16 protein-coding genes are annotated in these 17,680 nt (G+C 72.0%); 5 read left to right on the forward strand and 11 right to left on the reverse strand.

Going from position 1 to position 17,680, the window contains the following annotated elements:
• Window positions 1-45: 45 nt before the first annotated feature.
• Both cpt and ACIQRW_RS11955 read left to right on the forward strand, forming a co-directional pair.
• On the forward strand, window positions 46-591 hold the full coding sequence (cpt, locus tag ACIQRW_RS11950; RefSeq protein ID WP_403757855.1) for a chloramphenicol phosphotransferase CPT: 546 nt from the start codon (window positions 46-48) through the stop codon (window positions 589-591).
• 44 nt (window positions 592-635) lie between these two features.
• Window positions 636-1,202: a GNAT family N-acetyltransferase gene (locus ACIQRW_RS11955; protein WP_403757858.1), complete on the forward strand. Its 567-nt coding sequence runs from the start codon at window positions 636-638 to the stop codon at window positions 1,200-1,202.
• Between the two features lie 565 nt (window positions 1,203-1,767).
• On the opposite strand, the gene glnA is transcribed toward ACIQRW_RS11955, so the two are convergent.
• Window positions 1,768-3,177, reverse strand: coding sequence for a type I glutamate--ammonia ligase (glnA, locus tag ACIQRW_RS11960; RefSeq protein WP_069757482.1), 1,410 nt, complete (start codon window positions 3,175-3,177; stop codon window positions 1,768-1,770).
• A gap of 281 nt (window positions 3,178-3,458) precedes the next feature.
• Here glnA and ACIQRW_RS11965 point away from each other — a divergent pair, with 281 nt between their 5' ends.
• The gene (locus tag ACIQRW_RS11965; protein ID WP_403758438.1) at window positions 3,459-3,866 is read left to right on the forward strand and encodes an RDD family protein; all 408 of its coding nucleotides are present in this window, start codon (window positions 3,459-3,461) and stop codon (window positions 3,864-3,866) included.
• A gap of 120 nt (window positions 3,867-3,986) precedes the next feature.
• Here the strand turns inward: ACIQRW_RS11965 and ACIQRW_RS11970 are convergent, their stop codons facing one another.
• From ACIQRW_RS11970 to lipB, 4 genes are all read right to left on the reverse strand, one after another.
• Window positions 3,987-4,694 (reverse strand): DUF4191 domain-containing protein, encoded by a 708-nt coding sequence (locus ACIQRW_RS11970; RefSeq protein WP_403757862.1) that lies wholly within the window; start codon window positions 4,692-4,694, stop codon window positions 3,987-3,989.
• A gap of 30 nt (window positions 4,695-4,724) precedes the next feature.
• On the reverse strand, window positions 4,725-4,925 hold the full coding sequence (locus ACIQRW_RS11975) for a hypothetical protein (protein WP_003969591.1): 201 nt from the start codon (window positions 4,923-4,925) through the stop codon (window positions 4,725-4,727).
• A gap of 270 nt (window positions 4,926-5,195) precedes the next feature.
• Window positions 5,196-6,176 (reverse strand): lipoyl synthase, encoded by a 981-nt coding sequence (lipA, locus tag ACIQRW_RS11980; protein ID WP_007450206.1) that lies wholly within the window; start codon window positions 6,174-6,176, stop codon window positions 5,196-5,198.
• A gap of 225 nt (window positions 6,177-6,401) precedes the next feature.
• Window positions 6,402-7,235, reverse strand: a complete 834-nt coding sequence (gene lipB, locus ACIQRW_RS11985; protein WP_403757866.1) for a lipoyl(octanoyl) transferase LipB — start codon at window positions 7,233-7,235, stop codon at window positions 6,402-6,404.
• A 313-nt stretch (window positions 7,236-7,548) separates the two neighbouring features.
• Between lipB and ACIQRW_RS11990 the strand changes: the two genes are divergently transcribed.
• Complete coding sequence (locus tag ACIQRW_RS11990) at window positions 7,549-9,180, forward strand: regulator (protein ID WP_403757868.1); 1,632 nt, start codon at window positions 7,549-7,551, stop codon at window positions 9,178-9,180.
• A 30-nt stretch (window positions 9,181-9,210) separates the two neighbouring features.
• Here the strand turns inward: ACIQRW_RS11990 and ACIQRW_RS11995 are convergent, their stop codons facing one another.
• Both ACIQRW_RS11995 and ACIQRW_RS12000 read right to left on the reverse strand, forming a co-directional pair.
• Window positions 9,211-10,605 (reverse strand): FAD-dependent oxidoreductase, encoded by a 1,395-nt coding sequence (locus ACIQRW_RS11995; protein ID WP_403757871.1) that lies wholly within the window; start codon window positions 10,603-10,605, stop codon window positions 9,211-9,213.
• Window positions 10,606-10,828: 223 nt separating this feature from the next.
• Entirely contained in the window at window positions 10,829-11,728 is a 900-nt protein-coding gene (locus tag ACIQRW_RS12000) for a TIGR01777 family oxidoreductase (RefSeq protein WP_403757874.1), read from the reverse strand.
• Between the two features lie 62 nt (window positions 11,729-11,790).
• Between ACIQRW_RS12000 and ACIQRW_RS12005 the strand changes: the two genes are divergently transcribed.
• On the forward strand, window positions 11,791-12,318 hold the full coding sequence (locus ACIQRW_RS12005) for a GNAT family N-acetyltransferase (protein WP_403757877.1): 528 nt from the start codon (window positions 11,791-11,793) through the stop codon (window positions 12,316-12,318).
• A gap of 40 nt (window positions 12,319-12,358) precedes the next feature.
• On the opposite strand, the gene ACIQRW_RS12010 is transcribed toward ACIQRW_RS12005, so the two are convergent.
• The 4 genes from ACIQRW_RS12010 to ACIQRW_RS12025 form a co-directional block, all read right to left on the reverse strand.
• Window positions 12,359-12,880 (reverse strand): DUF4240 domain-containing protein, encoded by a 522-nt coding sequence (locus ACIQRW_RS12010; RefSeq protein ID WP_265602072.1) that lies wholly within the window; start codon window positions 12,878-12,880, stop codon window positions 12,359-12,361.
• A 62-nt stretch (window positions 12,881-12,942) separates the two neighbouring features.
• Window positions 12,943-13,926, reverse strand: coding sequence for a helix-turn-helix transcriptional regulator (locus ACIQRW_RS12015; RefSeq protein WP_403757880.1), 984 nt, complete (start codon window positions 13,924-13,926; stop codon window positions 12,943-12,945).
• Between the two features lie 151 nt (window positions 13,927-14,077).
• Window positions 14,078-16,750, reverse strand: a complete 2,673-nt coding sequence (gene aceE / locus ACIQRW_RS12020) for a pyruvate dehydrogenase (acetyl-transferring), homodimeric type (RefSeq protein WP_403757883.1) — start codon at window positions 16,748-16,750, stop codon at window positions 14,078-14,080.
• A 268-nt stretch (window positions 16,751-17,018) separates the two neighbouring features.
• Window positions 17,019-17,642, reverse strand: coding sequence for a GntR family transcriptional regulator (locus tag ACIQRW_RS12025; RefSeq protein ID WP_210993055.1), 624 nt, complete (start codon window positions 17,640-17,642; stop codon window positions 17,019-17,021).
• Between the last annotated feature and the right edge of the window lie 38 nt (window positions 17,643-17,680).

Raw genomic sequence — 17,680 nt, forward strand, 5'->3', positions numbered from 1 at the left:
CGAAAGTGCCTGGGACACCGCCCGGGTTGCCTCTACGATCACCGGATGACGACCCAGGTGATCGTGGTGAACGGTGGCTCCAGCTCGGGCAAGTCCGGCATCGTCCGCTGCCTCCAGGCGGAGCTGCCGGACCCCTGGCTCGCCGCCGCGATCGACACGTTCGTGGACTCGCTGCCCGCGTCGCTGCGCACGACGGAGGCGGGCATCGCGTTCGCCCCGGACGGCGGCGTGGCCGTCGGCGAGCAGTTCCGCAGGCTGGAGGCGGCCTGGCGCGAGGGCGTCGCCGCGATGGCCCGGGCGGGCGCGAGGGTCATCGTCGACGACGTGTTCCTCGGCGGCCCGGCCTCCCAGGAGCCGTGGCGCAAGGCGCTCACGGGCTTGGACGTCCTCTGGGTGGGCGTCCGGTGCGAGAGCAGCGTCGCCGGGGCCCGCGAGATCGCCCGGGGCGACCGCCCGAGGGGCATGGCCGCAGCACAGGCGGAGAAGGTGCACCGAGGGGTGTCGTACGACGTGGAGGTGGACACGACACATACGGAGTCCCTGGCCTGCGCACGGGCCATCGCGGCCCACGTAGCCCGACCGACCGACTGACCGACCGACCTGTCCCTGCACCTCACCTACCTGGCTGGAGCGAGATGACCGACCTGTGGACCGGCGAGAGGGTACGCCTGCGGGGCGTCGAACCCCAGGACTGGGAGGGCTTTAGGGCCCTGGCGCTGCACACCGTGGACGCCCGCAACGCCGATGTGGTCGAGCCACCCCGCTCGGACGAGAGCTTCCGCGCCTGGGCCACCGAGCGCGCCGGCCGGACCCCGAACCCGGCCGCGTACCAACTGGTCATCGAGACCCGCTTCGAGCACGCCTTCGTCGGCGCGGTGTCGGTCGGCGAGACGGACGCCCGGGCAGGCCGCTTCCGTACGGGCATCGAGGTCACCCGGGAACACCGCCGTCAGGGTTACGCGGCCGAGGCCTCCGAACTGGTCCTCACCTACATGTTCGCCGAACAGCGCTCCCACAAGTGCGAGGTGGAGGTCTACGCCTTCAACGACGCCTCCCTGGCCCTCTACCGCAGACTCGGCTTCGTGGAGGAGGGCCGCCTGCGCCAGCACGAGTTCTTCGCGGGCACGTACCACGACGTGGTCCTGCTGGGCATCACGGCGGACGAGTACTGGGCGGGACGGGCACGGCCTTCGTTGCGGTGAGGCGGTGCCGCCGGCGGCGTAGGCCCGTCCAGGGACGACCGTACGGGGAGCCTCAGTCGGCCCACTGCTCGGCGGTGCTGCGCGGGTCCTCCGCCAGGATCGCCGCCGGGCGACGGTGTCCATCGGCTCTTCCCACGTCAAGTCGGCTGCTGCGCCGGCCAGTTCGGCGTCGTACTGGGCGGCGTCGAAATGGAGGTCGTCCGAAGCGCGGCGTGGACGCTGCTGGTGTTCTTCCAGGACGACCAGAGCACTCGGTCGCCCGCACGCCGGATATCGACGAGGAGCGCTCCGCAGCACCGCGGACAGCAGTCGGGTTCGCCCAGATGACGAGCCCGGAATTCTGCGTCGGCGCTAATGACTGCTGAACGGCCGCGAAGACGCTCCTCGGCACCAGGCCATCGACGCGGCGTTCGGCCCGGCCGCCGAGGACGACGGCGACGACGGTGCGGGGCCCGTCGCGGTGCGACGGAAGGAGAAAAGGCCGTCGGCCGTACCCCCGGAGGGATACGGCCGACGGCCCACAGACGGCCCAGGTGCGAGGAGAACCCCCTGACCTGCGGCGGTCCTAGATGTCGAAGTACAGCTCGAACTCGTGCGGGTGCGGCCGCAGCTGGATCGGGGCGATCTCGTGCGTGCGCTTGTAGTCGATCCACGTCTCGATCAGGTCCGACGTGAAGACGCCGCCCGCCTGGAGGTACTCGTTGTCCGCCTCCAGGGCGTCGAGCACCGCCGGGAGGGACGTCGGGACCTGCTGGACGTTGGCGTGCTCCTCGGGAGCCAGCTCGTAGAGGTCCTTGTCGATCGGCTCGGCCGGCTCGATCTTGTTCTTCACGCCGTCCAGGCCCGCCATCAGCAGAGCCGAGAACGCGAGGTACGGGTTCGAGGACGGGTCCGGGGCGCGGAACTCGACGCGCTTGGCCTTCGGGTTCGAGCCGGTGATCGGGATGCGCATCGCGGCGGAGCGGTTGCGCTGCGAGTACACCATGTTGACCGGGGCCTCGAAGCCGGGGACCAGGCGGTGGTAGGAGTTCACCGTCGGGTTGGTGAAGGCCAGCAGCGACGGGGCGTGCTTCAGGATGCCGCCGATGTAGTAGCGGGCCATGTCCGAGAGGCCGGCGTAACCCTGCTCGTCGTAGAAGAGCGGAACGCCGCCCTGCCACAGCGACTGGTGCACGTGCATGCCCGAGCCGTTGTCGCCGAAGATCGGCTTCGGCATGAAGGTCGCGGTCTTGCCGTTGCGCCAGGCGACGTTCTTCACGATGTACTTGAAGAGCATGAGGTCGTCGGCCGCGGCGAGCAGCGTGTTGAACTTGTAGTTGATCTCGGCCTGGCCGGCCGTGCCGACCTCGTGGTGCTGGCGCTCGACCTGGAGGCCGTTCTTGTCCAGCTCCAGGGAGATCTCGGCACGCAGGTCGGCGAAGTGGTCGACCGGAGGGGTCGGGAAGTAGCCGCCCTTGTAACGGACCTTGTAGCCGCGGTTGTTCTCCTCCGACCCGGTGTTCCAGGCGCCGGCCTCGGAGTCGATGTGGTAGAAGCTCTCGTTCGCCGACGTCTGGAAGCGGACGTTGTCGAAGACGTAGAACTCGGCCTCCGGGCCGAAGTACGCGGTGTCCGCGAAGCCGGTCGAGGCGAGGTAGGCCTCGGCCTTCTTGGCGATGTTGCGCGGGTCACGGCTGTACTGCTCGCCCGTGATCGGGTCGTGGATGAAGAAGTTGATGTTGACGGTCTTGTCACGGCGGAAGGGGTCCACCCGAGCCGTCGACAGGTCCGCGCGCAGCGCCATGTCCGACTCGTGGATGGCCTGGAAGCCGCGGATCGACGAACCGTCGAAGGCCAGTTCCTCGGCCGGGTCGAAGGTCGCTGCCGGGATCGTGAAGTGCTGCATCACCCCGGGCAGGTCGCAGAACCGGACATCGATGAACTTGACGTCGTTGTCCGCTACGTACTTCTGCACTTCGTCGGCGTTCTGGAACATCCAACTCCTCCTACTCCCGGCCCGGGAGGGACGGGGTTGTAGCTCGTGGTGCGGCCAGTGCGGTGGCACACGCTGGACCCGACCATAGGCAGGCGTGATTTCTCAAGCGTGACCCATTTGTTTCGCCCAAGTTAACCGGGGCGGTGGCGGGCGGCATCTCCGCGACTGTTTCCGGTGCCCCGCCCGGCCGGGGGCAAACATGGGCGCAGTACCGTGGACGGGTGGACAACAGGCAAGCAATCGGATCGTGGCTCTCGGGGCCCCGCGCGGCCGCCGAGGAGATGGGCGCCGACTTCGGCTACCGGGGCAAGGGGCTCGGGCTGCCCGAGGAGGGGCCCGGCTCGGTCGCTCCGCTCGGACGGCGCTTCGGGGCCCTCTTCATCGACTGGACGCTCTGCATGCTGATCGCATACGGGCTGCTCGCTCGCGGTGACCAGCAGGCGGCGGGGAACTGGGCGCTCGGGGTCTTCCTCGTGATGAGCCTGCTGACCGTCGGCACCATCGGCTGCACGCCCGGGAAGCGCCTCCTGGGCGTACGGGTGGTCGCCGACGACGGCGGGCGGCTCGGGTTCGTGCGGGTCGTCGTGCGGACCGTCCTGCTGCTGCTCGTCATTCCCGCGCTGGTCTGGGACCGCGACGGGCGCGGACTGCACGACCGGCTGTCGCGAGCCGTGCAGGTCCGGATGTGACACCCCCGGTACGGACATGAGAAACGGGAGTTGACACCCCCGGTACGGACATGAGAAACGGGGCGGCCCCGGGACCGTTCACCGGTCCGGGGCCGCCCCGTTTCACGTCTGTCGCCGTGGTCAGCGCATCTTCCCGCCGCGCGGCATCCGCATGCCCTTGGGCATCGGGCCCTTCGGCAGCGGCATGTTGCTCATCAGGTCGCCCATCGCGCGCAGCCGGTCGTTGGTGGAGGTCACCTGCGGGCCGGTCAGGACGCGGGGGAGCTTCAGCATCTTGGTGCGGACCTTCTTCAGGGGCACCTGGCCCTCGCCGTTGCCGACGATGATGTCGTGCACCGGCACGTCCACCACGATGCGGGCCATCTTCTTCTTCTCGGCGGCCAGCAGGCCCTTCACCCGGTTCGGGTTGCCTTCTGCCACCAGGACGATGCCGGCCTTGCCGACCGCCCGGTGGACGACGTCCTGGCTGCGGTTCATCGCCACCGCGGGGGTGGTGGTCCAGCCGCGTCCGATCCGGTCCAGGACGGCGGCCGCCGCTCCGGGCTGGCCCTCCATCTGTCCGAAGGCCGCCCGCTCGGCGCGCCGGCCGAAGATGATCGCCATCGCGAGGATGGCCAGGACGAAGCCCAGGATGCCCAGATAGACCGGGTGTCCGATCGCGAAGCCGATGCCGAGGAGGACACCGAACGTGACGATTCCGACACCCGCGACGACAAGACCGATCTTGCTGTCGGTCCGCCTGGTCATCTTGTAGGTCAGGGCGATCTGCTTGAGCCGCCCTGCGTTCTCGGCGCTGTCCGCGCCTTCAGTTTTTGCCTTCCTCGCCATGTACTGAAGTTTACGTGGCGTGGGAGCGACCTAGGAACGGTGGTCGGCCACGGCTTCCAGCACGTGCTGGGCCTCCACTCGGTCCTTGGCACGGCGGCGGTCCTCCAGGACGGCCGTCCAGGCGTTGCGGCGGGCGGTGCGCTGGCCGCTGCTCAGCAGCAGCGACTCGACGGCGCGCAGGGCGGTGGTGACGGACGGAAGGGCGTGGGCGCGGACCGGTGCGGCCTGCATCGTGGTGTTCCCCCTCGGAATGGATGCGCCCCCGGGGCGCGGATGAGTGTGGGAAGCAGTGACGGCGGCGGCTGCTGGAGTCGCTGCCGCACGTGTACCTAGGGTCACTGCTTGGTGTTACCAGCGCATGACCGGACGGTCAAACACCAATGAAGCCTTGATTCCGGCGCCGCGCACGCCGAAGCGGTCCGTACGCGTCCCCGACCTGCGGGGAGCGTCCGGACCGCTTCGACGGTGCGGTTACTGCTCGGTATGCGCTCGTGAGCGGATTCACACGGCCTGTGCGGCCTGAGTGCTGCCGGCGGCGGCGACGCCGCGCGCCTCCATCGCCTGCTGGAAGAGACGTCCCGCGCGGTACGAGGACCGCACCAGCGGGCCCGACATCACGCCGGAGTAGCCGATCGCGTCGGCCTCGTCCTTCAGCTCGACGAACTCGTGCGGCTTCACCCAGCGCTCGACCGGGTGGTGCCGTACGGAGGGGCGCAGGTACTGCGTAATCGTGATGAGCTCGCAACCTGCGTCGTACAGGTCCTGGAGCGCCTCGCTGACTTCCTCGCGGGTCTCGCCCATGCCGAGGATCAGGTTCGACTTGGTGATCAGACCGGCCTCGCGGGCCCGGGTGATGACCTCCAGGGAACGCTCGTAACGGAAGCCGGGGCGGATCCGCTTGAAGATCCGCGGCACCGTCTCCACGTTGTGCGCGAGCACCTCGGGGCGCGAGGAGAAGACCTCGGCGAGCTGCTCGGGCTCGGCGTTGAAGTCGGGGATCAGCAGCTCGACCTTGGTCGCGCCCGCCTCCCGCTCCGCGGTGAGCGTGTGGATCTGGCGGACGGTCTCGGCGTACAGCCAGGCGCCGCCGTCCTCCAGGTCGTCGCGGGCGACGCCGGTGATGGTGGCGTAGTTCAGATCCATCGTGACGACCGACTCGCCGACGCGGCGGGGCTCGTCACGGTCCAGCGCCTGTGGCTTGCCCGTGTCGATCTGGCAGAAGTCGCAGCGCCGGGTGCACTGGTCGCCGCCGATGAGGAAGGTGGCCTCGCGGTCCTCCCAGCACTCGAAGATGTTGGGGCAGCCCGCCTCCTGGCAGACCGTGTGCAGCCCTTCGCCCTTCACCAGCTGCTGCAGCTGCTTGTACTCGGGGCCCATCTTCGCCCGCGTTTTGATCCACTCGGGCTTGCGCTCGATGGGGGTCTGGCTGTTCCGGACCTCCAGGCGCAGCATCTTGCGCCCGTCGGGTGCGACAGCGGACACTCCGGCTCCCCTTTGCTCTCTGCTGCGTTGGATTCGCGTCGGGTTCGCGTGGGATGCGCGAGCGATGCGCGAGGGAATCGCTTTGGATTCTTTGGCGAACACCAGGGTACGCCCGTACATCAAACGGCCTTACGCCTGCCCAACCTGCGGCCGACGGGGCCTATTCCCCGGCCGGCGGCGGCGGTCGGTGCTACTGGTCGGTACGGCCGGCAGGGTCGGTACGGCCTAGGCGGGGGCCGGAGCCGGAGCCGGAGCCGTGGATGTGGCCTTCGGCTGCTCGACCACGCGAGGCGTGAGCTCCGCGTTCTCCAGGATGTCCCGCAGATGTTTCTCGGCGACCGGCAGCACCTCCGCGATGGTGATCTCCCGGCCCAGTTCGTTCGACAGGGACGTGACCCCCGCGTCGCGGATGCCGCACGGCACGATCCGGTCGAACCAGGTGTTGTCCGGGTTCACGTTGAGGGCGAAGCCGTGCATCGTGACGCCCTTGGCGACCCGGATCCCGATCGCGGCCAGCTTGCGGTCCTCGCGGCGCTGGCCCGCGTTGGACGGGGCGTACTCGGGGCCGTTCAGCCGCGGGTCGAACTCCTCGTCCTGGAGTCTCGGGTCGAAGTCCAGCGAGAGGCCGCCCAGCGCCTGGCGCTGCTCGACCGGGTCGCCGAGCACCCAGACGCCGCTGCGGCCCTCGACCCGGGAGGTCTCCACGCCGAAGTCGGCGGCCGTACGGATCAGCGCGTCCTCCAGCCGACGGACGTGCGCGACGACGTCGACCGGGCGCGGCAGCTTCTGGATCGGGTAGCCGACGAGCTGCCCGGGGCCGTGCCAGGTGATCTTCCCGCCGCGGTCCACGTCGATGACCGGGGTGCCGTCCAGCGGGCGCTCGCTCTCCGCCGTGCGGCGCCCCGCGGTGTAGACGGGCGGATGCTCCAGGAGCAGACAGGTGTCCGGCACCCGGTCCTCGAACCGGTCGGCGTGCACCTCGCGCTGCTTCTGCCAAGCCTCCGTGTACTCGACGGCCTGTTCGCCGAAGCCCAGACGGACGAACCGCAGTTCGCTCACCGATGCCTCCCTACGTGGGTCCCGCGTGCCCGGAGGGGTGTCCCCGGGGTGACGGAACCCTGCACTGATCGCGCCCACATCCACTGTACGACCGTCGCCCGAACAGCCCCCCGGCAGGTGCGGGGGCTGGTGCGGGGGCCCGGGCCCGGACCGTCCACAGGCCGGACGTTTCCGTCAGCTCTGTCCGGAATCCTCACACGATCGGATGAACGTGGAGCAAAGGGGGACGGTGACCGCTCCGGTGGCCGCTAAATTCGCGCCGTTCCCATGAGGGCTGCCCGTCCGGCCCCGAAGGCAGGAGACCGTACAGCTGATGTCGGAACGACCCCCGCAGCGCACGCCCAACCGCCGACTCGCCTCACTCATCGCGGAAGCCGGTTTCTCGCACGCCGGCCTGGCCCGCCGGGTCGATCAGCTCGGCCTCGAACACGGCCTCGACCTGCGGTACGACAAGACCTCGGTCACTCGCTGGCTGCGGGGGCAGCAGCCGCGCGGCACCACGCCCGCGCTGATCGCCGAGGTGTTCACCCGGCGGCTGGGGCGGCGGCTCTCCGCGCAGGACCTCGGGCTCGACGCCTGTGCGCCCGTCTACGCGGGTCTGGAGTTCGCGGCCACCCCCGCCGAGGCGGTCGACATCGTCAGCGGTCTCTGGCGCAAGGACTCCGGCACCCACATCGAGCTGCGCAAGATCGCCTTCACCCCGGCCGGACTCGTCGTCCCCAGCCGTGACTGGCTGATCGGCCGGGCCGACGAATGGGTGGCCCGGGACGCCGCCGCCGCCCGCCGGGCCGGGGGAGAGGCCACTGCCCCCTCGCCCGGCCGCCCGGACGGGGCGCCGCGCACCGAGGCCCGGGTACTCCCGCGCCCGGCCTCCGGGCCGCTGCGGCCCACGCCCCCGGGCCCGTCCGCCACGCACCCGTCCGCCACGCACCCGTCCGCCACGCACCCTTCCGTTACGCACCCGCCCGCCGCCGGGGCGTCGCCCGGGGCAGGGGTGCTGCCCATGGTCCCGCGCCAGCGCCAGACGGACCGCGGCCCAGGCCAGCGGGTCGGCGGCGGGGACGTCGCCGCGCTGCGCTCGGTCGGCGAGCTGTTCCGCACCCTCGACCACGCCTACGGCGGCGGCCATGCCCGGCAGGCTCTCGTGCGGTATCTGGAACACGAGGCCGAGCCGATGCTCCGGGGCACGTACGGCGAGGCCACCGGACGGCGGCTGTTCGCCGCGGTGGCCGACCTGACCCGGCTGGCCGGCTGGACCTCGTACGACATCGCCGCCCACGGCCTGGCCCAGCGGTACTTCGTCCAGGCGCTGCGGCTCGCCCAGGCCGCCGGGGACCGCGGGTACGGCGCCTACGTCCTGATCACGATGAGCCGCCAGGCGGTCTACCTGGGGCACGGCAGGGAGGCCGTCCAGCTCGCCCGCGTGGCCCAGCAGGGCGTCGGCTCGGCCGCCCCGCTCCTCGTCCAGGCGCTGCTGCACGCGGTCGAGGCGCGCGGGCACGGCGTGCTCGGCGAGGCGCGCTCCTGCACGGCCGCCCTGACCCGGGCCGAACACGCCCTGGAGACCGCACGCCCCGGCGACGAGGTGCCGCACTGGGCCCGCACCTTCGACGAGGCGCAGCTCGCCGACGAGCTGGGCCACTGCCATCGCGACCTCCAGCAGTACCGGGCCGCCGCCCAGCACGCCGAACGCTCGCTCCAGCTGCGCGCACCGGCGTACGCCCGCAGCAGGCTGTTCTGCCGGGTGGTCCTCGCCTCGGCCCGGCTGGGCCTGGGCGAGCTGGACCAGGCCTGTGTGCTGGGCGCGGAGGCGGCCCAGCAGGCGGCCGAGATGCGCTCGGTGCGCGCCACGGAGTACGTACGCGCCTTCGAGCGCAGCCTGGAGCCCTACCGGGACGCGGTCGCCGTACGCGGCTACCGCGACCGGGTCGCCGCCCTCGGCTGAACCGCCCTCGGCCGCACCGGTCGGGTTTCGTCACGCGGCCTCCGGCAGGCGCGGGCTCCCCTCGTGCGTGCCCGGGACCGCCAGGTCGGTCAGGATCGCCTCGGCCGCCCGCCGCCCCGAGTGCAGCGCGCCCTGGACCGTGCTCGTGTCGCGGTGGTCGCCGCACACGTACAGCCCGGCCAGCACCCGCACCGGGCGGCGCGGATCGTGCGGGGCCTCCATCGCGGGCACCGCCTCCGGGTCGTGATGGGCCGCCAGCAGCTCCCAGCCGTACGTCGCAACGCCGTACAGCGCCGCCAGGTGGGCCCGCACCGAGCGGTCCAGGTCCGGCGGCGGGGTCCCGAGCACCGTCGAGGTGATCAGCGTCCGGCCCTCCGGCGCCCGCGAGGGGTCGACCTCGCTCATCACCGCGGTGTACGCCACCGGGCCCGACCGGTCGCCGTCCAGCACCAGCGACCTGCCCGTGGGCGGCGGGGCGGGCGCGGTGTGGTGAAGGACCGTCACCGGATGGAAGGACGGCACCCGCAGACCGGGCAGCAGCTCGGCCGCGGCCCCCGCGCCGGTCGCCAGCAGCAGGGAGCGGCACCCCAGTTCACCATGCTCCTTGGTGCGTACGGAGGTGATGTCGGCGGCCGTGACATGCACCCCGGTCCGGACCGTGCCCGGCGGCAGCGCGGCCGCCAGCAGCTCCGGCAGCGCGGACGACCCGCCCGCCGGTACGCACAGGCCGCCGCGCGCGTAGTCCCGCAGGGCGAGATCGGCGCGCCGGCTCGACGTGGTGAGGACGGGGTCGCTGAGCAGGGCCGTGAGCAGGGGGCGCAGGACGACGTCCACCGTACGGGCGGGCAGGCCGACGCCGGGCAGGGCGCCGACGACGGTCCGCTCCGGGCGGGCCAGGAGCCGGGCCTCCGGGGTGGCCGCCAGCCGGGACAGCGCCGCGCCCAGCCGGGCCCGGTCGATCGCGCCGGTCACCACGCCGCCCCGGCCGCCCCCGCGCGCCGGGGCACCGTGCTCGTGCCCGTACGCGCTCTGCGCCGCCCAGGGCGCGCGGGGAGCCCGGGCGGCTCGGGGGGCGCTCGAACGGGTGCGCACTGCCTTGAGTGCGCCCCTCGCGCTCCGTATGTCGCCGGTGAGCTGGCGACGACCCTCGCTGTGGACCAGGACGCCCGGCGCGAACTCCCGCAGCTCCGGAGCGCCGAGCCCGGGGGTGCCGGTCAGCTCGGGCCAGGACGTGCAGAGGAGCGGGCCGAGCCGGTCGAGCCGGAACCCGTCCATCTCGTCGGTGGTGAGCCGGCCGCCCACCCGGGGCTCGGCCTCCAGGACACTGACGCCGAGCCCCGCCCGGATGAGCAGGTGGGCCGCTGACAGGCCGGCGATTCCGGCTCCGATGATGACCACGTCTGCGTGGTGTGCCGTGCTGCGCACGTGCCCCTCCCCGAGTCGGTGCGACTGGTGGGAGGCTCATGCCCCCAACAGGCCCCCGGAATGCCGGAGTTCGCAACGAGGCTAGGAGGATGGCTGATACCGCGTCAGACGCGCGCGCCGGGGAGCACCGGGGCACGGGGTCGCACGCACCGCGCCCGGCAGGTGGTGAAGGGCGCGCGGACCCGGTCCTCCGGCACGGAAGCGGCCCCCTCGCCCCGCCCGCTCAGCGCAGCGCGGCGCGGATCGCCCCGTCGATGCCGGGGAAGGCGAACGAGAAGCCGGAGTCCAGCAGCTTCGCCGGGATCACCCGCTGGCTGCCCAGCACATCCTCCGCGAAGTCACCGAGCGCGAGCCGCAACGCGGGCGCCGGCACGGGGAACAGCGTCGGGCGGCGCAGCACCCGCCCCATCGCGGCGGTCACCTCCGCGTTGGTGACGGGCTCCGGCCCGGTCAGGTTCACCGGGCCGGTCAGCGCCTCGGTGTCCAGGATGTGGCGCAGCGCCGCGACATGGTCGTGCAGCGCGATGAAGCTCCAGTACTGGCGGCCGTTGCCCAGCTTCCCGCCCACCCCCGCCTTGAACAGCGGGAACAGCCGCCCCCAGGCCCCGCCCTCGCGGCCGACGACCAGCCCGGTCCGCGCGTGCACCGTGCGGACACCCGCTTCCTCGGCGGCGGCGGTGGCCGCCTCCCACTCCTCGCAGACCGAGGGCAGGAACCCGTCCCCGGGCGGCGCGTCCTCGTCCACCGGGCGGTCCCCGGTGTCGCCGTAGAAGCCGATGGCGGACCCGGCGAGCAGCACGCGGGGCGGGGTGTCGAGCGAGGCGACGGCCTCGGCGACGGCGGCGGTTCCCAGGACCCGGCTGTCCCGGATCTCCCGCTTGTAGGCGTCGGTCCAGCGGTGGTCGCCCACCCCGGCCCCGGCCAGGTGCACGACGGCGTCGCAGCCGACGAGGCCGGCCGCGTCCACGTAACCGCGCTTGGGGTCCCACTCGACCTCGTCGCCGGTTCTGGCGGGGCGGCGCACCAGGCGGGCCACCTCGTGCCCGTCGGCGCGCAGCGAGCGCACCAGCGCCGCTCCGATGAGTCCGGACGATCCGCTGACGGCGATACGGGAGCTCGGCATGGGCCCATCCTGCCCCATGAAATGCCTCGAACACCGGGCGCACCGCGTGACAAAGTGACCCCATGGCCGTACTCACCCTCCGCCCCGTCCGCACCGCCGTGCCCGCCGACGACGATCAGCTCGCCGAGCTCGACCGGTCCACCTGGTCGACGCTGCACGCGGTCCTGCCGAAGCCCGTGCCCCCGTTCGACCCCTTCTTCGGGGAGCGGAACCCGCCGGAGGACGTCCTCGTGGTGGAGGCGGACGCGGAGACAGAGGGCGGCACCGCCCGGATCGCCGGGTACATACGTCTCGTCCCGCCCACCCCGCTCGCCGCCAACGCCCATGTCCGCCAGATACGGGGCCTCGCCGTGGCGACCTGGGCGCGCGGGGCCGGTGTCGGGCGGACCCTGCTGCGGGCCTCGTTCGCCGAGGCCCGCCGCCAGGGCGCCAACCGGATCACGCTGCGGGTGCTCGCGCACAACGACCCCGCCCGCGCCCTGTACGCCTCCGAGGGCTTCGCCGTCGAAGGGGTGCTGCCCGGGGAGTTCTTCCTGAACGGACGTTACGTCGACGACGTCTGCATGGGGCGCCCGCTCGGCCCCGCCTGAGCGCCGGGTGCCCGAGCACCGAGGATCTGAGCGCCGGGGGTCACCGGGGCCCGAAGCGGTCCCACAGCTCGGGGAAGCGGGCGGCGAGCGCCTCCTCGTCCTCGAAGTCGACGGGGGAGCCCAGCGGCTCCGCGGCCTGCGGCGGCAGCCCCAGGTCCGGCGCGACCACACCGGTGAGCTGCTCGTACGCCTCGTCGGCCGCGTAGCCCAGCTCCTCGCCGTCCCCGTCGATCTGCTCGTCGAAGTCCTCCAGCAGCTCCGCCAGGCCGTCCGGATCGTGCAGCGCCCCCTCGAAGACCTCCCGGCCCTGGCCGATCAGCCAGCAGCGGAAGTAGTCGAACGCGTCGTCGCTCGCCCCGCCCAGCAGCACGGCCGCCGCGCCCCACAGATCCCAGTGGTAGGCGCGGTTGTAGCGGGCCTCGAAGTGCCGGGCGAAGTCCAGCACGGAATCGGGATCGAGCTGCACCAGCCGTTCCACCAGCAGGTCGGCGTGGTCCTCGGGGTCGCCCTCGGCGGCCTCGCGGGTGCTGTCGATGATCTCCCAGAATTCCGTTTCGTCCATCACGGGTCCAGCATCGTGCCTGCCGGGGGCTCCCGCACGCGCAGACACCGAATTGAAGCCTTTCAGCGATACATCTCGCGCAGGCGTTCGGCGGCGTCCGCGAACCGGACCCGCAGCGACTCGGGCGCCAGGACCTCCAACTCGGGCCCCAGCGCCAGCAGCTGGCCGTAGGCCACGTCCAGTGATTCCACCGGCAGCGTGAGGGTGCGCAGGCCGTCAGGACCCGGCTCGGAGGCCTCCGCGAGCGCGGCGGCGGCCGCCGCCCGGTCACCGGTGTACGCCAGCATCCGCGCCCCGCGCCCGGACACCCGTACGGTCACCTCGGTACGCAGCAGGGACCGGGCGAACCCGGCGGCCCGCTCCTCCCAGAACCCGGGCAGGTCGAAGGTCTCGTCCCGGTCGAAGCGTGTCTCGGCGGGCTCCACGGCGGTGAAGCGGTCGATCCGGTAGACCCGGAAGTCCTCGCCCGCCCGGGCGCAGAGGTACCAGACCCCGGCCTTGAGGACGAGACCGTACGGAGCCAGCTCCCGTGCCACCTCCGGCCCCTCCTGCGCGCGGCCCCCGCCCCGGCGGTAGCGGGCCCGCAGCAGCCGGTCGTCCCAGACCGCGTCGGCGATGACGGGCAGCAGTTCGGGGGTCTCCGGCTCGTGGTACCAGGAGGGGGCGTCCAGGTGGAAGCGCCGGGCGGCGGAGGAGGAGGCGTCACGCAGGGAGGGCAGCAGCGCCGCCGACACCTTGAGGCGGGCGGCCGACCCCGCGTCCTCCAGCCCCATCTCGCGCAGCGCGGCGGGCAGCCCGGAGAGGAACAGCGCCTCCGCCTCGTCCCGGGCGAGGCCGGTCAGCCGGGTCCGGTAGCCACCGACGAGCCGGTAGCCGCCGGTCCGGCCGCGCTCCGCGTACACCGGGACGCCCGCGTCGGAGAGCGCCTGCGCGTCCCGGGTGACCGTACGCTCCGACACCTCCAGCTCGGCCGCCAACTCGGCGGCGGTCATCGCGGGGCGGGCCTGAAGGAGCAGCACCATCTTGATCAGCCGGGCAGCACGCATGGGCCCATTGTGGCGGCAGCGGCACGGTGGACCACGCCGGAACCCCCAGCCCCCACCCCGCGCCGATACGCCGGAACCCCCGACCGCCGGGGCGGAAGCGCTGTCGGGCACTTCCGCCCCGGGGACCGGGGGTCAGGGTCGGGCTGACGGCTCAGAGCCCGTAGCGCTCCCGGGCCTCCTTGATCGCGGAGGCCGGGACCTCGCCGCGCTTGGCGAGCTGGGCCAGCGAGGCCACCACGATCGACTGGGCGTCGACGCCGAAGTGGCGGCGGGCCGCGGCGCGGGTGTCGGAGAGGCCGAAGCCGTCCGTGCCGAGCGAGGACCAGTCCTGCTCCACCCACTGGCTGATCTGGTCCGGGACCTGGCGCATCCAGTCGCTGACCGCGAGCACCGGGCCCGGCGCACCGGAGAGCGCCTGCGTCACGTACGGGACCCGCTGCTCACCGCGGAGCAGCGCCTCGTCGGCCTCCAGCGCGTCGCGGCGCAGCTCGCCCCACGAGGTGGCGGACCAGACGTCGGCCGTGACACCCCAGTCGGCGGCCAGCAACTCCTGGGCCTCCAGGGCCCAGTGGATCGCGGTACCGGAGGAGAGCAGTTGGATACGTGGTGCGTCCGCCTTCGCGGGCGTGCCCTCCTTGAAGCGGTACAGGCCCTTGACGATGCCCTCCTCGACGCCCTCGGGCATCGCGGGCTGGGGCTTCGGCTCGTTGTAGACCGTCAGGTAGTAGAAGACGTTCTCGGCCTCGGGGCCGTACATCCGGCGCAGACCGTCCTTGACGATCACCGCGACCTCGTACGCGAACGCCGGGTCGTAGTTGAGCGAGGCCGGGTTGGTGGCCGCGATCAGGTGCGAGTGGCCGTCCGCGTGCTGGAGGCCCTCACCCGTCAGGGTCGTACGGCCCGCCGTCGCGCCGACGATGAAGCCCTTGCCGAGCTGGTCGGCGAGCTGCCACATCTGGTCGCCGGTCCGCTGCCAGCCGAACATCGAGTAGAAGATGTAGAACGGGATCATCGTCTCGCCGTGCGTCGCGTACGACGTCGAGGCGGCGATGAAGTCGGCCATGGCCCCGGCCTCGGTGATCCCCTCGTTGAGGATCTGGCCGTCCTTGGCTTCCTTGTAGTACATCAGCTGGTCGCGGTCGACCGGATCGTACGTCTGGCCCATCGGCGAGTAGATGCCGGCGGACGGGAAGAGGGACTCCATACCGAAGGTACGGGCCTCGTCGGGGACGATCGGCACCCAGCGCTTGCCGGTCTCCTTGTCCCGCATCAGGTCCTTCACCAGGCGGACGAACGCCATGGTGGTGGCCATCTCCTGCTTGCCGGACCCCTTGTACAGGGCCTTGAACGCGCGCTCCTCGGGCTGCGGAAGCGGCGCGGAAGCGTGCATCCGGCGGGCCGGGGCGGGGCCGCCGAGGGCGGCACGGCGCTCCTGGAGGTAGCGGACCTCGGGGGAGTCGGCGCCGGGGTGGCCGTAGGGGACGAGACCGTCCTCGAAGGCGCTGTCGGGGATCGGGAGGCCGAGCAGCTCGCGCATGCCCTTGAACTCGTCGATCGACAGCTTCTTCATCTGGTGGTTGGCGTTCTTGGACTCGAAGCCCTTGCCGAGGGTGTAGCCCTTGACCGTCTGGGCCAGGATCACGGTCGGCGCGCCCTTGTGCTCCACGGCCGCCTTGTACGCCGCGTACACCTTGCGGGCCTCGTGGCCGCCGCGCGAGGTGTAGAAACACTCGCCGATCTTCGCGTCCGTGAGCAGCTTCGCCAGCTCGGCGAGCGCGGGCTCGGCGCCGAAGAAGTGCTCGCGTATGTAGGCGACGTCGCGGGTGGCGTACGTCTGGAACTGCGCGTCCGGGACCTCGCGCAGGCGACGCAGCAGCGCGCCCGTGGTGTCCAGCTGGAACAGCTCGTCCCAGGCGTTGCCCCAGAGCGTCTTGACGACGTTCCAGCCGGCCCCGCGGAACTGCGCCTCCAGCTCCTGGACCACGCGGAAGTTGGCGCGGACCGGGCCGTCGAGACGCTGCAGGTTGCAGTTGATGACGAAGGTCAGGTTGTCGAGCTGCTCACGGGAGGCCAGCGCGAGGGCCGCGGTCGACTCGGGCTCGTCCATCTCGCCGTCGCCCAGGAAGGCCCAGACGTGCGAGTTGGCCGTGTCCTTGATGGAGCGGTGGGCCAGATAGCGGTTGAAGCGCGCCTGGTAGATGGCCGAGAGGGGGCCGAGGCCCATCGACACGGTGGGGAACTCCCACAGCCAGGGCAGCCGCCGGGGGTGCGGGTAGGAGGGCAGACCGTCGCCGCCCGCCTCCTGGCGGAAGTTGTCCAGCTGCCGCTCGCTGAGCCGGCCGTCGAGGAAGGCGCGGGCGTAGATGCCGGGGGAGGCGTGGCCCTGGATGTAGAGCTGGTCGCCGGAGCCGTCCCCCTCCTTGCCGCGGAAGAAGTGGTTGAAGCCGGTCTCGTAGAGCCAGGCCGCCGAGGCGAAGGTGGCGATGTGGCCACCGACCCCGTACCTGGCGCCCCGGGTGACCATCGCGGCCGCGTTCCAGCGGTTCCACGCGGTGATCCTCGACTCCATCTCCAGGTCGCCGTCGAACTCGGGCTCGGCGGCGGTCGGGATGGAGTTGACGTAATCGGTCTCCAGCAGCTTGGGCAGCGCGAGACCGGCGCCCTCGGCGTGCTGCAGCGAGCGGCGCATCAGGTACGTGGCACGGTGCGGGCCGGCGGCCTGGGTGACGGCGTCCAGGGAGGCCGCCCATTCGGCGGTCTCCTCGGGGTCACGGTCCGGGAGCTGGTCGAGCTCGCTCGGAAGCTTTCCTACGGGGTCGGTCATGATCGCCGCCTTCCGGAGAGGAGGGGGGTGGAGAAGGCCCTGGCTGGCAGGACAGGGCGATGGGGCCGGTGGGCCCGCGAGATGAACTGTAAGGCGCTGATCGATGATCGATCAAAGGATTGAAGGCAAAACTTCTCGATACGAAGAAAAGTGGCATGGGGTGCCTCGAAAGGGGGCACGGAGTGACGCGAAATAGCGTGCAAATAGGGCGCTGACCTGCACGGAAGAGCAGGCCGGGCGCCAGATGATCGGAGCCTCGCAGGAGGGGTCAGGCGCGGGGCGCGCAGCCCAGCACGTGCGCCTTCACCAGGGCCCCGATCTCCGGGTCCTCGGCGAGGAACGCGTCGATGAGCGCCTGGTGCTCCTCCGCGTACGACTTCTGCACCGTGCCCAGCCAGCGGATCGACAGGGCCGTGAACACCTCGATGCCCAGCCCCTCCCAGGTGTGCAGCAGCACCGCGTTCCCGGCCGCCCGCACCATCTCCCGGTGGAAGCCGACCGTGTGCCGCACCTGCGCCTCGCCGTCGGCCAGCCGGTCCGCTTCGTACAGCGCGGCCACGTGCGGGGCCAGCGCCGAGCAGTCCCGGCCGAGCCGCGGGGCCGCCAGCTCCGCCGCGATCTGCTCCAGGCCGGCCCGGACCGGGTAGCTCTCCTCCAGATCGGCCGCGGTGAGATTGCGGACGCGGACGCCCTTGTTGGGGGCCGACTCGATCAGCCGGAGCGTCTCCAGCTCGCGCAGCGCCTCGCGCACGGGCGTCTGGCTGACCTCCAGCTCGGTGGCGATGCGGCGCTCCACGATCCGCTCACCCGGCTTCCAGCGCCCGCTGACGATCCCCTCCACGATGTGCTCGCGGATCTGTTCGCGCAGCGAGTGGACGACGGGCGGGGTCATGAGGGGCTCCTTCAGGGCAGACCGGTGCTGCCTACATC

It is taken from the genome of Streptomyces sp. NPDC091287, assembly GCF_044768525.1.
In the GTDB taxonomy this organism is placed as follows: domain Bacteria; phylum Actinomycetota; class Actinomycetes; order Streptomycetales; family Streptomycetaceae; genus Streptomyces.

Bases quoted from the DNA above. Each gene is read 5' to 3' on its own strand.
- ACIQRW_RS12000 (WP_403757874.1), bottom strand. From the start codon at position 11,728: ATGCCGAGCTCCCGTATCGCCGTCAGCGGATCGTCCGGACTCATCGGA.
- ACIQRW_RS11955 (WP_403757858.1), top strand. From the start codon at position 636: ATGACCGACCTGTGGACCGGCGAGAGGGTACGCCTGCGGGGCGTCGAA.
- ACIQRW_RS11990 (WP_403757868.1), top strand. From the start codon at position 7,549: ATGTCGGAACGACCCCCGCAGCGCACGCCCAACCGCCGACTCGCCTCA.
- ACIQRW_RS11965 (WP_403758438.1), top strand. From the start codon at position 3,459: ATGGGCGCCGACTTCGGCTACCGGGGCAAGGGGCTCGGGCTGCCCGAG.
- ACIQRW_RS12015 (WP_403757880.1), bottom strand. From the start codon at position 13,926: ATGCGTGCTGCCCGGCTGATCAAGATGGTGCTGCTCCTTCAGGCCCGC.
- ACIQRW_RS11975 (WP_003969591.1), bottom strand. From the start codon at position 4,925: ATGCAGGCCGCACCGGTCCGCGCCCACGCCCTTCCGTCCGTCACCACC.
- ACIQRW_RS11970 (WP_403757862.1), bottom strand. From the start codon at position 4,694: ATGGCGAGGAAGGCAAAAACTGAAGGCGCGGACAGCGCCGAGAACGCA.
- cpt (WP_403757855.1), top strand. From the start codon at position 46: ATGACGACCCAGGTGATCGTGGTGAACGGTGGCTCCAGCTCGGGCAAG.
- glnA (WP_069757482.1), bottom strand. From the start codon at position 3,177: ATGTTCCAGAACGCCGACGAAGTGCAGAAGTACGTAGCGGACAACGAC.
- ACIQRW_RS12010 (WP_265602072.1), bottom strand. From the start codon at position 12,880: ATGGACGAAACGGAATTCTGGGAGATCATCGACAGCACCCGCGAGGCC.
- aceE (WP_403757883.1), bottom strand. From the start codon at position 16,750: ATGACCGACCCCGTAGGAAAGCTTCCGAGCGAGCTCGACCAGCTCCCG.
- ACIQRW_RS12025 (WP_210993055.1), bottom strand. From the start codon at position 17,642: ATGACCCCGCCCGTCGTCCACTCGCTGCGCGAACAGATCCGCGAGCAC.
- ACIQRW_RS12005 (WP_403757877.1), top strand. From the start codon at position 11,791: ATGGCCGTACTCACCCTCCGCCCCGTCCGCACCGCCGTGCCCGCCGAC.